The organism is Pseudomonas sp. B707 (assembly GCF_022496685.1).
Taxonomy (GTDB): Bacteria; Pseudomonadota; Gammaproteobacteria; order Pseudomonadales; family Pseudomonadaceae; genus Aquipseudomonas; species Aquipseudomonas paraglycinae.
Map to the genome: position 1 here is coordinate 1 of NZ_WTVE01000013.1, position 14,195 is coordinate 14,195.

Genomic DNA, 14,195 nt, shown 5'->3' on the forward strand with positions numbered 1-14,195 from the left:
GGTGTATGTACCGGAGACATGGTGGACACATGTTCGGGGACATGGTGGACGGTTTTCAAATCCGCTTACCTGATACAACGGTCTGTTGAATCAAGTCAATTCGGGCAATGCGATGTCTGCTCCAGTAGACATCGTAGATGCCATCTTCTGTCGTTCCCCTGATCGCTATCAGCTCCCCGATGAAGGCCTTTCCGATCAGGAATTGGCTGCTTCTCCAGTACATCTCGCCATTGCCCTGAACTTTCCTGACCAAATCTCCTTCCGCGTACTCCAGGACAGGCCGGGTCTCTTGGTATTCAAGCGGGCTACTGCTGTAGCGGCTCGCTGGAACCCCCATTCCCAAGGCTTGATGCGGGCGCTTCTGATTGTAAGTTTCTCGCCAGATATCGAAGGCTTTTTGTGCTCCGACGAGATCGATAAAGCACTGACTCTGCAGAACTTCGGCCTTCAAGCTGCGATGGAATCGCTCAATCTTGCCCTGAGTTTGTGGATGGTAGGGCCGGGAGTGGCTGACCCGGATGCCCTGTCTCATCAGCCAGACTTCCAGGGCGGTGTAGACCCCGGTTTGGTCACCCCATGGCGAACCGTTATCCATGGTCATGCGTTGCGGCAGACCGTATCGGCGAAACACTCCAACAAGCTGTTCTTCCACGGTTTGGCGTTGTTGATTGGCGCAAGCGGCGATGCACAACGAGAAGCGGGAATGGTCATCCAATATCGTCAAAGGGTGGCAGCGGCCATGACGCATACCGACGTGTCCCTTGAAGTCCATCTGCCACAAATCATTGGGTGCGTCATGCTCGAAACGGATGAACGGTTTGATCTCGGCGGCCTTTGGATCAACGCGCGAATGACGCTGTAAAACCGCATGCACGGTGCTGACGGAAGGCATCACTAAACCCTTGTCTTCCAGCACGCGTTTGAGCTTGCGAGCGCCCCAAGCCGCGTACTCCTGACTCACGTTCAGAATCTGCTTCTCCACCTCGTCAGCACAACGTTTGGGTGACGTCTTCGGTCGTCGTGACTGATTGTTCAGACCCTCGGCCCCTGATTTTTCAAACCTGCTGAGCCATTTGTAGGCAGTGCTTGGGCTGATGTTGAATCGACGGCAAAGCTGCCGAACATTGGCCCCTTCTTGCCGAGCCAAAAGCACGAATTCTGTACGTAGCTGCACGGTAGACACCTCTTCCCAAGACACAGGCCATCTCCTTCGCGATGAGCAATGTGTCTATTAAAAGTGTCCACCATGTCTCCTAACACCTGTCCACTATGTCTCCGGTACATACACCGGGAGAGGGCTGGGGTGAGGGCCGGGTTTCACTCGGTCAATGATCAGAACCACGCATCCTGCATCCCCAGACACGTATCATCCCGCGCCTCCAGCAACGCCAATTCATGCTGGCACCCCGGCACTTCCCACGTCAGAAAATAACGCGCCGCCTGCAACTTGCCCTTATAGAAGTCGACATCCGCCGCATTCCCCTTGGCCAACCCTTCCTCGGCTCGAATCGCCTGCTCCAGCCAGCGCCAGCCTATCACTGCATGCCCGAATACCTTCAGGTACAGCGCCGAATTCGCCAGGCTGCTGTTGACCTTGCCTTGAGCCAGATCCGTCAGCAGGCCGATGGTCACGCTCTGCAGGCGCGCCACCAGTTTCTCCAACGGCTCACGCAGTGCGGTCAACGATTCGTACGCCACCGCGCGTTCGGCGGTGTCGGCGATCAGTCGAATCAGCTGCTTGAGCCCGGCACCACCGTTCTGCGCCAGTTTGCGCCCGAGCAAGTCCAGCGACTGAATGCCGTGAGTGCCTTCGTGGATCGGGTTCAGGCGGTTGTCGCGGTAGTACTGCTCCACCGGGTATTCACGGGTGTAGCCGTGGCCGCCGAGAATCTGGATCGCCAGTTCGTTGGCCTTGAGGCAGTACTCCGATGGCCAGGATTTGACGATCGGTGTCAGCAAATCCAGTAGCTCATGAGCCTGTTTGCGCTCGGCCTCGGTTTCCAGTGTGGTGGTGTCATCGAACAGTCGCGCCGCATACAGGCCGAGATCGAACGCACCTTCAACGTAGGATTTCTGCATCAGCAGCATGCGTCTGACATCGGCGTGCTGAATGATCGCCACCGGCGCCGTCGTCGGATCCTTGCTGTCCGGCACCCGGCCCTGCGGGCGTTCGCGGGCGTACTCCAGCGAGTACAGGTAACCGGCATAACCAAGCATCACCGCGCCCATACCGACGCCGATCCGCGCTTCGTTCATCATCTGGAACATGTAGCTCAAGCCGTGATGAGGCTTGCCTACCAGATAACCGACACACTCGCCGTTATCGCCGAAGTTCAGCGCCGTGGACGTCGTGCCGCGCCAGCCCATCTTGTGGAACAGCCCGGCCAGCAACACGTCGTTGCGTTTGCCGAGACTGCCGTCATCGTTGACCAGGAATTTGGGCACGATGAACAGCGAAATACCCTTCACGCCGGCCGGCGCGTCCGGCAGTTTGGCCAGCACCATGTGCACGATGTTTTCCGAGAGTGGGTGATCGCCGCCGGAAATGAAGATCTTGTTGCCCTTGAGGCGATAAGTGCCGTCGGACGCAGGCTCGGCGCGGGTACGAATATCCGACAGCGACGAACCGGCATGGGGTTCGGTCAGGGCCATGGTGCCGAAGAAGCGGCCGTCGATCATCGGTTGCAGGAAACGTTGCTTCTGTTCTTCGGTGCCGAAGCTTTCGATCAGGTTGGCCGCGCCCATGGTCAGGAACGGATAGGAAGTAGAAGCCGCGTTCGCTGACTGAAAGTGAGCGAAGCAGGCCTGGGACAGCAGTGTAGGAAGTTGCATGCCGCCAGCGTCGAAACTGCGCGCCGCGTTGAGGAATCCAGCCTCGAGGAAGGCATCCACCGCCGGTTTCACCTCGGGAATCAGAATCGCCTGACCGTTCTCGTAGCGCGGCTCGTTTTCGTCGCCCTTGCGGTTGTGCGGTGCGAAGTACTTCTCGGCAATGTTGCGTGCCGTGCCGATGGCGGCGTCGAAGGTTTCGCGGTTGTGCTCGGCAAATCGCTCGCGCCGGGTCAGGCCCTCGGCATCGAGGACTTCGTACAGCTCGAAAGCCAGATTGCGGGAACTGAGCAGCGTCTCGGACATGGCGGCCTACCTTAAATAAAGTATGCCGCAGTCTAGGGAGGCTTATAAAAAGGGGAAAGGAAGATAGATAAGGGTGATGGGGCGGCACAAGTTACAAGCTTCAAGCCGCAAGTAAGAGCAGTTTGCTTTTACTTGCAGCTTGTCGCTCGAAGCTTGCAGCTGCTTTTATCCGATGGTCATCAGGCTGGCGTTACCGCCCGCTGCCGCAGTGTTGACGCTCAACGCGCGCTCGATCACCAGACGCTCCAGCGCAATGTTGGTCTCGCCCTGGGACAGACCCTGGACTCCAACAATGGCGCCAGCACGTTTGGCGATCTGCTGGCAGACCGCACGCAACTGGTCGGAGTGGCCGTGATGCAGAACCGCATCGAACACCACGTCGTCCTTGTTCCAGTCGGAAACCAGTTTGATCCGCGCCTGAATCTCCTTCGGCAGGCGTGCGAACAATGCCTTGCTGGTGTCGGATTCCGGCCAGACCGCCGAACCGCCCACCGCCAGTACCGCCGCGAGTTGGGTCAGCAGATCACCTTCGATGTCAGCCAGGCACAGCACGTGCTCGCGCGGCAGGATCGCGTAGCTGTTCTTCTCGCCGGTCGGGCCGGCCAGTACGCGGGTGATACCGCTTTGCGACTGCGCTGCGTACTGCACGCACAGGGTGCTCAGGTCGGCGAACTTGTTGCTGTCGGCCCAGGCTTTCAGGGCGGTCAGCGGTTTGCTCATGGCGTCGCGCAGACGAACGTCCGGTGCCACGGCAGCATCACCGCGAGCGAAGGATTGTTCGATGGCATCGGTAGGACGCGTCGACAGCAGACGGTACAGGTACAGCGGGCCACCGGCTTTCGGGCCAGTACCCGACAGGCCTTCACCACCGAACGGCTGGACGCCGACCACGGCACCGACGATGTTGCGGTTGACGTAGACGTTGCCGGCGTTGACGTTGTCGATCACCTTGGCGATGGTCTCGTCGATGCGGGTGTGCACGCCGAGGGTCAGGCCGTAACCGGAGGCGTTGATCTGGGCGATCAACTGGTCGATCTCTTTACGCTTGTAGCGCACCACGTGCAGCACCGGGCCGAAGATCTCGCGTTGCAGTTCGTCGAAGCTTTCCAGCTCGATCAGGGTCGGCATGACGAAGGTGCCGCGTTTGACTTCCTCGGTATCGGCGATGGCCACCTGGTACACGTTGCGACCTTTGTCGCGCATGCCCTGGATGTGCTTCTCGATACCGGCCTTGGCTTCGGCGTCGATCACCGGGCCGATGTCCACGGACAGGCGCTCCGGGTTGCCGAGACGGCTTTCAGCCATCGCGCCCTTGAGCATTTCGATGACGCGATCAGCGGAATCTTCCTGCAAGCACAGAACACGCAGGGCCGAGCAACGCTGGCCGGCGCTGTCGAAGGCCGACGACACCACGTCGATCACCACCTGTTCGGTCAGTGCTGAAGAGTCGACGATCATCGCGTTCTGGCCGCCGGTTTCGGCGATCAGCGGAATCGGACGGCCCTGGTTGTCGAGGCGACCAGCAATGTTGCGTTGCAGCAGACGCGCGACTTCGGTGGAACCGGTAAACATCACGCCTTTGACGCGCTCATCGCCCACCAGACCGGCGCCGACGGTTTCACCGCGACCCGGCAACAGTTGCAGCACGCCTTCCGGAATCCCGGCTTCGAGCATCAGACGCACGGCTTGTGCGGCGACCAGCGGAGTCTGTTCGGCCGGTTTGGCCAGCACCGGGTTACCGGCGGCCAGTGCGGCGGCGACCTGACCGCTGAAGATCGCCAGCGGGAAGTTCCACGGGCTGATGCAGACCACCGGGCCCAGTGGGCGGTGGGCGTCGTTGCTAAAATCGTTGCGAGCCTGCACCGCGTAGTAACGCAGGAAGTCGACGGCTTCGCGGACTTCGGCGATGGCGTTGGCGAAGGTCTTGCCGGCCTCGCGGGCCAGCAGGCCCATCAGCGGCTGGATCTCGCCTTCCATCAAGTCAGCGGCGCGTTCCAGAATCGCGGCACGTTCGGCCGGCGGGGTGGCCTGCCAGATCGGTGCGGCGTTCAGGGCGCATTGGATTGCGTTGTCGACGTCTTCGACCGTGGCTTCCTGCACATGGCCGACCACGTCACGCAGATCGGACGGGTTCAGCACCGGTGCCGGCGCTTCGTTGCTGGAGGCGCAACCGAGCATCGGCGCGGCTTTCCAGTTGTTGTGCGCGGTCGCCAGGAGGGCGCAGGACAGCGACGCCAGACGATGTTCGTTGGCCATGTCGATGCCGGCGGAGTTGGCGCGCTCGGAACCATACAGGTCACGCGGCAGCGGAATGCGCGGGTGCGGCAGGCCGAAACCACCTTCCACGGTCGCCATCTGCTCGATCTGCGCAACAGGATCGGCCACCAGTTCCTGAATCGAAATCGACTGGTCGGCAATACGGTTGACGAACGAAGTGTTGGCGCCGTTTTCCAGCAGACGACGTACGAGGTACGCCAGCAGGGTTTCGTGAGTGCCGACCGGAGCGTACACACGGCACGGACGGTTCAGCTTGCCTTCGGAAACTTTGCCTACAACCTGCTCGTACAACGGTTCGCCCATGCCGTGCAGGCACTGGAATTCGTACTGGCCCGGGTAATAGTTCTGACCGGCAATGTGATAAATCGCCGACAGGGTGTGGGCGTTGTGCGTGGCGAACTGCGGGTAGATGACTTCCGGTACCGACAGCAGTTTGCGGGCGCAAGCGATGTAGGAAACGTCGGTGTACACCTTGCGGGTGTAGACCGGATAGCCTTCCAGGCCTTCGACCTGGGCGCGCTTGATTTCGCTGTCCCAGTAAGCGCCTTTCACCAGACGGATCATCAGGCGATGACGGCTGCGGCGAGCCAGGTCGATCACGTAGTCGATCACGTACGGGCAGCGCTTCTGGTAAGCCTGGATCACGAAACCGATGCCGTTCCAGCCGGTCAGTTGCGGCTCGAAGCACAGGCGCTCGAGCAGATCCAGCGACAGCTCCAGGCGGTCGGCTTCTTCGGCGTCGATGTTCAGGCCTATGTCGTATTGCTTGGCCAGCAGGGTCAGCGACAGCAGGCGCGGGTACAGCTCGTCCATCACGCGCTCGTACTGGGCGCGGCTGTAACGCGGGTGCAGGGCCGACAGTTTGATCGAGATGCCCGGGCCTTCATAAATCCCACGGCCGTGGGACGCTTTGCCGATCGAGTGAATGGCTTGTTCGTACGAGGCCAGGTACTTCTGGGCGTCGTGTTCGGTCAGCGCCGCTTCACCAAGCATGTCGTAGGAATAACGGAAACCCTTGGCTTCGAACTTGCTCGCGTTGGCCAGGGCTTCGGCGATGGTTTCGCCGGTGACGAACTGCTCGCCCATCAGGCGCATGGCCATGTCGACGCCCTTGCGGATCATCGGCTCGCCGCTCTTGCCGATGATGCGGCTCAGGGAAGAAGTCAGGCCGGCTTCGTTGTGGGTGGAGACCAGTTTGCCGGTCAGCAGCAAGCCCCAGGTCGCCGCGTTGACGAACAGCGACGGGCTGTTGCCCAGGTGCGGCTGCCAGTTGCCGGTGCTGATCTTGTCGCGGATCAGTGCATCACGAGTGCCCTTGTCCGGGATACGCAGCAGCGCTTCGGCCAGGCACATCAGTGCCACGCCTTCCTGGGACGACAGGGAAAATTCCTGCAGCAGGCCCTGAACAATGCCTGCACGACCGCCGGCACTCTTCTGGTTACGCAGTTTTTCCGCGATGGTTGCGGCGAGTTTGTTGGTGGCTTCGGCCATCGGCGCCGGCAGGCGAGCCTGCTCGATCAGCATCGGTACCACTTCCGGTTCAGGGCGACGGTAAGCGGCGGTGATCGAGGCGCGCAGCACCGACTGCGGCAGGATGCTTTCGGCGAATTCGAGGAAGCATTGGTGAGCGTGATCGGTGTGGACTTCGCCCGCGTCGTCGGCGTCCTTGGCGGTCAAACCGTTCAGCTCGGTCAGGGTTGCACCACCCTCGAGTTTTTCCAGGTAATTGAAAATTGCCTGCTTGATCAGCCAGTGCGGTGTGCGATCAATCGAGGTTGCGGCGGCCTTCAGGCGCTCGCGGGTCGGGTCGTCAAGTTTGACCCCAAGGGTGGTGGTAGCCATATTTTTATCCTCATAGGTGCCGCAGTTGCGCGACAACAGCTGGCGGCAAGATTAGCCGCGAGCCGAAACAGGTGCAACCGGGTGCAACCCTTTTTTGTCGGAATATTCTGCAGCTCGTCAGGAAATAATTTCTGGTACGAAAGTGCTGCTCTTGCTTGGTGCTTTTGCTTCTAGAAAAGCGTTGTCACTGCGTTAAAAGGGAGCAAAAAGCCACTTCCGTAAGATAAATCCGACTGGGTGCAACTAATTCTCAAGAAACTGGTTGCACCTGTTTTACTTTGTTGCATAGGATTCGCGCCCAAGGTGCAACCGGGGAAACCCGACGCACCGGCCAATGGCTTTCCTGGGGAAACATTGGTCATAAATGCGCGGCCGTGCGAATCGTCTGTCAGACGTCAGTCTGCAAACGGTGCAACCGCCGCCGCTACATAAAAACAAAGCCAGGGCACGTACGTAATGAGCGCAAGCAATCCAACCCTGATCACGTTCGTGATCTACATCGCAGCAATGGTGCTGATCGGCTTCATGGCCTATCGCTCCACCAATAACCTTTCTGACTATATTCTGGGCGGCCGCAGCCTGGGCAGCGTGGTGACGGCATTGTCCGCCGGCGCTTCCGACATGAGCGGCTGGTTGCTGATGGGCCTGCCGGGCGCCATCTACATGTCTGGCCTGTCCGAAAGCTGGATCGCCATCGGCCTGATCGTCGGTGCCTACCTGAACTGGCTGTTCGTCGCCGGTCGTCTGCGTGTTCAGACCGAGCACAACGGCGATGCACTGACCCTGCCGGACTACTTCTCCAGCCGTTTCGAAGACAAGAGCGGTCTGCTGCGCATCATTTCGGCAGTCGTGATTCTGGTGTTCTTCACCATCTACTGCGCTTCCGGCATCGTGGCCGGTGCCCGTCTGTTCGAAAGCACCTTCGGCATGTCCTACGAGACGGCGCTGTGGGCCGGTGCTGCGGCGACGATCGCCTACACCTTCGTCGGCGGTTTCCTCGCGGTGAGCTGGACCGACACCGTACAAGCCACCCTGATGATCTTCGCCCTGCTGCTGACGCCGATCATCGTGCTGCTGGCCACCGGCGGCGTCGACACCACGTTCCTGGCGATCGAAGCGCAGGACCCGAGCAACTTCGACATGCTCAAGGGCACCACTTTCATCGGCATCATCTCGCTGATGGGTTGGGGTCTGGGCTACTTCGGTCAGCCGCACATCCTGGCGCGTTTCATGGCCGCTGATTCGGTGAAATCCATCGCCAACGCCCGTCGCATCTCCATGACCTGGATGATCCTGTGCCTGGGCGGCACCGTGGCGGTGGGCTTCTTCGGTATCGCTTACTTCTCGGCGCACCCGGAGGTGGCAGGTCCAGTGACCGAAAACCACGAGCGCGTGTTCATTGAACTGGCGAAAATCCTCTTTAACCCGTGGATTGCAGGCGTGCTGTTGTCGGCGATTCTCGCGGCAGTAATGAGCACCCTGAGCTGCCAATTGCTGGTGTGTTCGAGCGCCCTGACCGAAGACTTCTACAAGGCTTTCCTGCGTAAATCCGCTTCGCAAGTGGAGCTGGTATGGGTTGGTCGCGCCATGGTGCTGCTGGTTGCGCTGGTTGCTATCGCCCTGGCTGCCAACCCGGAAAACCGCGTGCTGGGTCTGGTGTCCTACGCCTGGGCTGGTTTCGGTGCGGCCTTCGGTCCTGTGGTGCTGATCTCGGTGATCTGGAAAAAGATGACCCGTGACGGCGCACTGGCGGGCATCCTGGTCGGCGCGATCACCGTGATCGTGTGGAAGCATTTCGAAGTGCTGGGCCTGTACGAAATCATCCCGGGCTTCATCTTCGCCAGCCTGGCGATCTACTTCGTCAGCCTGATGGGGCAGCCGAGCACTGGCATGGTTCAGCGCTTTGAAGCGGCCGAGAAGGATTTCCATCTGAACAAGTGATGGAAATGAGCTGAGGCTCACCAGAAAGCGGCCCGTTTCCTACCCGGAAGCGGGCCGTTTTTTTTGCCTGCGATTTTTCTGAAGGCAAAGTCTGTAGTCGAATGCGCCAATTCTTGAAGGGGAGATCGAAGTTTCAAGTAGGGGAAATCTGATTTTTCAGTCACCCGACCTGCACCCCTTGCCCCTCATGCAGAATCGCCCGCCCTCAATCTGCAGAGAGACATCGGATGTTCGCGCCTGCCAATCAACCGCGTTTCACGTTGACCGTCGAAGGCGCCCTGTTTGACCTCAAAGTCCTTGAGTTCACGGGCAAGGAAGCCATCAGCCAACCCTTTCGCTTTGACCTGGAGCTGGTCAGTGAACGGCCGGATCTGGATCTGGAAAGCCTGCTGCACTGTCAGGCGTTTCTGAGTTTTGATGAAGACGGTTCCGGTATCCACGGTCAGATCTATCGGGTCGGGCAGGGGGATTCCGGCAAGCGTCTGACCCGCTATCACGTCAGCCTCGTTCCGCGTCTGGCCTATCTGGGTCATCGGATCAATCAGCGGATCTTCCAGCATCAAAGCGTGCCGCAGATTGTGACGCAGATCCTCAAGGATCACGCGATCCTGCGCGACGCCTTCGAATTTCGCCTCGGCAGCGATTACCCGTCGCGTGAGTATTGCGTGCAGTACGCCGAGAGCGATCTGGCGTTCATCCAGCGGCTGTGTGCCGAAGTCGGCATTCACTTCCACTTTCTGCACAGCCCGGACGGGCATCTGTTGGTGTTCGGTGACGATCAAACGGTGTTCCCACGTCTGGCCGAGCCGACGCTGTACCTGCCGGGCAGCGGCATGGCTGCATCGGCACCGGCAATCAAGCGCTTCACCGTTCGAGTGGAAACCCGCACCAGCGTGGTCACCCGGCGTGATTACGACTTCACCAAACCGCGGCTGGCGCTGCAGAGCTGGGTGGAAAGCGACCACCGCCCGGTGCTGGAGGATTACCACTTTCCCGGCCAGTTCACCGATCGCGCCACTGGCAAGCAACTGGCCCAGCGCACGCTTGAGCGGCATGTCGCCGATTACCGTCAGGCCGAGGGGCGCAGCGATCAATCTGCCTTGGTCAGCGGACATTTCCTGCAACTGGCCGAGCATCCGCGCCAGGATCTGAATGACCTCTGGCTGCTGACCGCAATCGAGCACCATGGCCGACAGCCGCAAGTGCTGGAGGAATCGGTGACCAGCGAGGGTGACGAATTCCGGGGTTACCGTAATACCTTTCTCGCCACACCGTGGGACGTGTTCTTCCGCCCGCCGATGGGCCCGGAAAAACCTCGGATGCTCGGTTATCAGCCAGCCGTGGTCACTGGTCCGCAAGACAGTGAAATCCATTGCGACGAGTACGGTCGGGTCAAGGTGCAACTGGCCTGGGATCGCGACGGCGAACTCAACGAGCATTCCAGTTGCTGGCTGCGGGTTGCCAGCGGCTGGGCTCATGACCGTTATGGCAGCGTGCTGATACCGCGAGTCGGCATGGAAGTGCTGGTGGGGTTCATCGATTCCGATGCCGACAAACCGCTGGTCATGGGGTGTCTACCGAACGCGGCGACGCCCGTGCCTTTGGATCTGCCGGCCGACAAGACCCGCAGTATTTTTCGCAGCCAGAGCAGTCCCGGCGGTGGGGGCTACAACGAATTGCGCATCGAGGATCGCAAGGGTGCCGAGGAAATCTACCTGCGGGCCCAGCGAAACTGGACGCAGCATGTACTGAATGATCAACAGGTGCAGGTGGATAACCAGCGCAGCGTCGTTGTGACCGGTCTCGCCAAGCATGAACTGAAAGCCGATGAGCAGCGCATCACCCACGGCCAGCGCCAGACCGAAGTGAAGCAGGACGACCACCTCACGGTGACCGGCGACCGGCACATCCGCGTAAGCAATCAGGCGATCAACGCCAGTGCTCAATTCCACGTCAGCGCAGGCCAGCAAGTGGTGATCGACGGCGGGGCGAGCGCGACGATTCAGGCGGGCGGGCAGTGGATCAACATCGGCCCCGGCGGGATCTTCAGCAGCGTGCCGATTGTGGTGGGTGGCGCGCCAATGGCGGCGATGAGCGCGGCGCCGACAGTGCCGGGGTTGCCGGAAAAACTGGTGGTGGCACCGGCAGCGATTTTGACTGCCGCGCAAATCATGAGCCTTAAAGGTGATGCGCCGTTCTGCGAAGAATGCGAGCGCTGCAAGGGTGGTGTCTGTGCAGCCTGAACAATGGTTGAAGGATGTGCCGCTGAAGCCGTCGGAGCAGTTGTTCGCGATTTTCAGTAGCGCCAGTGCGGCAGAGCCTCTGAAGGCCTGGCCGCTGAAAGCGCAGATGCCGAAACCGGTCTGGGCGGAAACGATCTATGCCGAGTGGGATGCGGTGATGCCCTACGTGGGAATCGTCGACGCGGGCAGTGAGTTTCTGGATTGGGTGGCGACCACGGAGTTTCGGGACTGGGGCTGGCTGACGGTTTCTTCGGCGGGGCTTGAGGCGGTAGTCGAGCACTTTCGCAGTTTGACCCAGGTGCTGATGCCGGACGGGAAAGTGGTGTTCTTCCGGTTTTGGGATGGGCGGTATTTGTTGCCGATCCTTGAGTCGTCCGAGGTGGATGCCGGGCAATTGCTGCCGGTTCTCACGCGAGGCTTTATCAACGGTCAGGCCGTCGAGATCGGGGGCAGGGCGGGGGTCTCGGGTCGGGAGTTTCCTTGGTGGTCGGTGCCGGAAAAACTGCTGACGCAATTCGGCGAAGATGCCCGGATCAACAACGCCTTGCAGTGGCTGAGCGAGGAACAGCCGGCGTTGTTCGAGGCGTTTCCCGCCGATGTCTTGCGCTGCAAGGTTGTCAGGTTTTTTGCGGTTTCAGCGTCGGACGAATCGTCGGCTTCGGCATTGCTGGAGTACTTGCGGGACGAATCAGAGTGAAATTTCCGGGCAAAGGCTTCGGACGTTTCCTGCGAGTTGCGGCGGTTTGCGTGAACTGGTGGGCGCGGTGGTGCGGGGATAGTCTTTGGCTGTCTCCGCAAGTGTGGAGACAGGGCGTAGGAGCCCTGATTTCAGAGCAGTGCATAAGCGTCGTTGCCCGATTTGCGGCAGTCTTCGCTCGACCGTAAGATCTTTTGCGGCGGTTATGCGCGGGCACGCTTCGGCGTGGCTGAGTGCTCTGGTCTCAGTCCTCCTACCCCGCGCATGGCTGCCACCCAATCCGTAGGAGGAAACGGTGGACGTTCACTTCACTACCAGAGGTTAAAAAATGAGCAAGCTTCATCCCGATCCACCCTACGAACCCTTCATCCCCCACCCCGACAACCGCCTCATGGCGCTGACCAGCAACTGCAACGACATGCCCACCCTGTTCATCGACACCCACGCCCCGCTCGACATCCTGATGGACGCCGCCAACTACCGCATCCGCGCGGTGATCCAGGTCCTGGAAAACATGTGCATGCGCGGCTCGGTCGAGTGCGACTCGGTCATCCTCAGCGACTTCGCCCAGCTCTGCGTGATTCCGTTGCGTGATGGCTGTGATGTGTTGGATGTGATTGGCCGCAGGTTGCGTGACCGGCCTTAGATCCCCAACCCCTCACCCTAGCCCTCTCCCAAGGGGTAGAGGGGACCGACCGAGTTGTTTGGGTCATGTACGCCGACCTGCGACTTCGGTGGTGAACTTCGCTTGGCCAAGCTGAGGTCGCGGTGATTTTTCAGGTCGATGCAAACCGAAAGATCACCTCGGTCAGTCCCCTCTCCCTCCGGGTGTATGTACCGGAGACATGGTGGACACATGTTCGGGGACATGGTGGACGGTTTTCAAATCCGCTTACCTGATACAACGGTCTGTTGAATCAAGTCAATTCGGGCAATGCGATGTCTGCTCCAGTAGACATCGTAGATGCCATCTTCTGTCGTTCCCCTGATCGCTATCAGCTCCCCGATGAAGGCCTTTCCGATCAGGAATTGGCTGCTTCTCCAGTACATCTCGCCATTGCCCTGAACTTTCCTGACCAAATCTCCTTCCGCGTACTCCAGGACAGGCCGGGTCTCTTGGTATTCAAGCGGGCTACTGCTGTAGCGGCTCGCTGGAACCCCCATTCCCAAGGCTTGATGCGGGCGCTTCTGATTGTAAGTTTCTCGCCAGATATCGAAGGCTTTTTGTGCTCCGACGAGATCGATAAAGCACTGACTCTGCAGAACTTCGGCCTTCAAGCTGCGATGGAATCGCTCAATCTTGCCCTGAGTTTGTGGATGGTAGGGCCGGGAGTGGCTGACCCGGATGCCCTGTCTCATCAGCCAGACTTCCAGGGCGGTGTAGACCCCGGTTTGGTCACCCCATGGCGAACCGTTATCCATGGTCATGCGTTGCGGCAGACCGTATCGGCGAAACACTCCAACAAGCTGTTCTTCCACGGTTTGGCGTTGTTGATTGGCGCAAGCGGCGATGCACAACGAGAAGCGGGAATGGTCATCCAATATCGTCAAAGGGTGGCAGCGGCCATGACGCATACCGACGTGTCCCTTGAAGTCCATCTGCCACAAATCATTGGGTGCGTCATGCTCGAAACGGATGAACGGTTTGATCTCGGCGGCCTTTGGATCAACGCGCGAATGACGCTGTAAAACCGCATGCACGGTGCTGACGGAAGGCATCACTAAACCCTTGTCTTCCAGCACGCGTTTGAGCTTGCGAGCGCCCCAAGCCGCGTACTCCTGACTCACGTTCAGAATCTGCTTCTCCACCTCGTCAGCACAACGTTTGGGTGACGTCTTCGGTCGTCGTGACTGATTGTTCAGACCCTCGGCCCCTGATTTTTCAAACCTGCTGAGCCATTTGTAGGCAGTGCTTGGGCTGATGTTGAATCGACGGCAAAGCTGCCGAACATTGGCCCCTTCTTGCCGAGCCAAAAGCACGAATTCTGTACGTAGCTGCACGGTAGACACCTCTTCCCAAGACACAGGCCATCTCCTTCGCGATGAGCAATGTGTCTATT

Annotated in this window: 8 protein-coding genes; 4 read left to right on the forward strand and 4 right to left on the reverse strand. The window is 59.7% G+C overall.

The window, feature by feature from the left end; all coding sequences use genetic code 11:
* Nucleotides 1-55: 55 nt before the first annotated feature.
* From GQX66_RS04700 to putA, 3 genes are all read right to left on the reverse strand, one after another.
* Entirely contained in the window at nt 56-1,198 is a 1,143-nt protein-coding gene (locus GQX66_RS04700; RefSeq protein ID WP_085746414.1) for an IS481 family transposase, read from the reverse strand.
* Nucleotides 1,199-1,332: 134 nt separating this feature from the next.
* On the reverse strand, nt 1,333-3,135 hold the full coding sequence (locus tag GQX66_RS04705; RefSeq protein WP_240867077.1) for an acyl-CoA dehydrogenase: 1,803 nt from the start codon (nt 3,133-3,135) through the stop codon (nt 1,333-1,335).
* Between the two features lie 165 nt (nt 3,136-3,300).
* Nucleotides 3,301-7,254: a trifunctional transcriptional regulator/proline dehydrogenase/L-glutamate gamma-semialdehyde dehydrogenase gene (putA, locus tag GQX66_RS04710; RefSeq protein WP_102716939.1), complete on the reverse strand. Its 3,954-nt coding sequence runs from the start codon at nt 7,252-7,254 to the stop codon at nt 3,301-3,303.
* A gap of 456 nt (nt 7,255-7,710) precedes the next feature.
* Between putA and putP the strand changes: the two genes are divergently transcribed.
* The 4 genes from putP (at nt 7,711) to GQX66_RS04730 (ending at nt 12,781) form a co-directional block, all read left to right on the forward strand.
* The gene (gene putP / locus GQX66_RS04715; protein WP_085746450.1) at nt 7,711-9,195 is read left to right on the forward strand and encodes a sodium/proline symporter PutP; all 1,485 of its coding nucleotides are present in this window, start codon (nt 7,711-7,713) and stop codon (nt 9,193-9,195) included.
* A gap of 227 nt (nt 9,196-9,422) precedes the next feature.
* Nucleotides 9,423-11,438 (forward strand): type VI secretion system tip protein VgrG, encoded by a 2,016-nt coding sequence (locus tag GQX66_RS04720; protein WP_240867080.1) that lies wholly within the window; start codon nt 9,423-9,425, stop codon nt 11,436-11,438.
* Nucleotides 11,383-12,135 (forward strand): DUF4123 domain-containing protein, encoded by a 753-nt coding sequence (locus tag GQX66_RS04725; RefSeq protein ID WP_240867084.1) that lies wholly within the window; start codon nt 11,383-11,385, stop codon nt 12,133-12,135. The genes GQX66_RS04720 and GQX66_RS04725 overlap by 56 nt, the downstream gene beginning before the upstream one ends.
* Before the next feature lie 328 nt (nt 12,136-12,463).
* On the forward strand, nt 12,464-12,781 hold the full coding sequence (locus GQX66_RS04730; protein WP_134021571.1) for a hypothetical protein: 318 nt from the start codon (nt 12,464-12,466) through the stop codon (nt 12,779-12,781).
* Between the two features lie 236 nt (nt 12,782-13,017).
* Here the strand turns inward: GQX66_RS04730 and GQX66_RS04735 are convergent, their stop codons facing one another.
* Nucleotides 13,018-14,160 carry an IS481 family transposase gene (locus GQX66_RS04735; protein ID WP_085746414.1) on the reverse strand — a complete coding sequence of 381 codons (1,143 nt, stop codon included), beginning with the start codon at nt 14,158-14,160 and terminating at the stop codon, nt 13,018-13,020.
* Nucleotides 14,161-14,195: the final 35 nt, after the last annotated feature.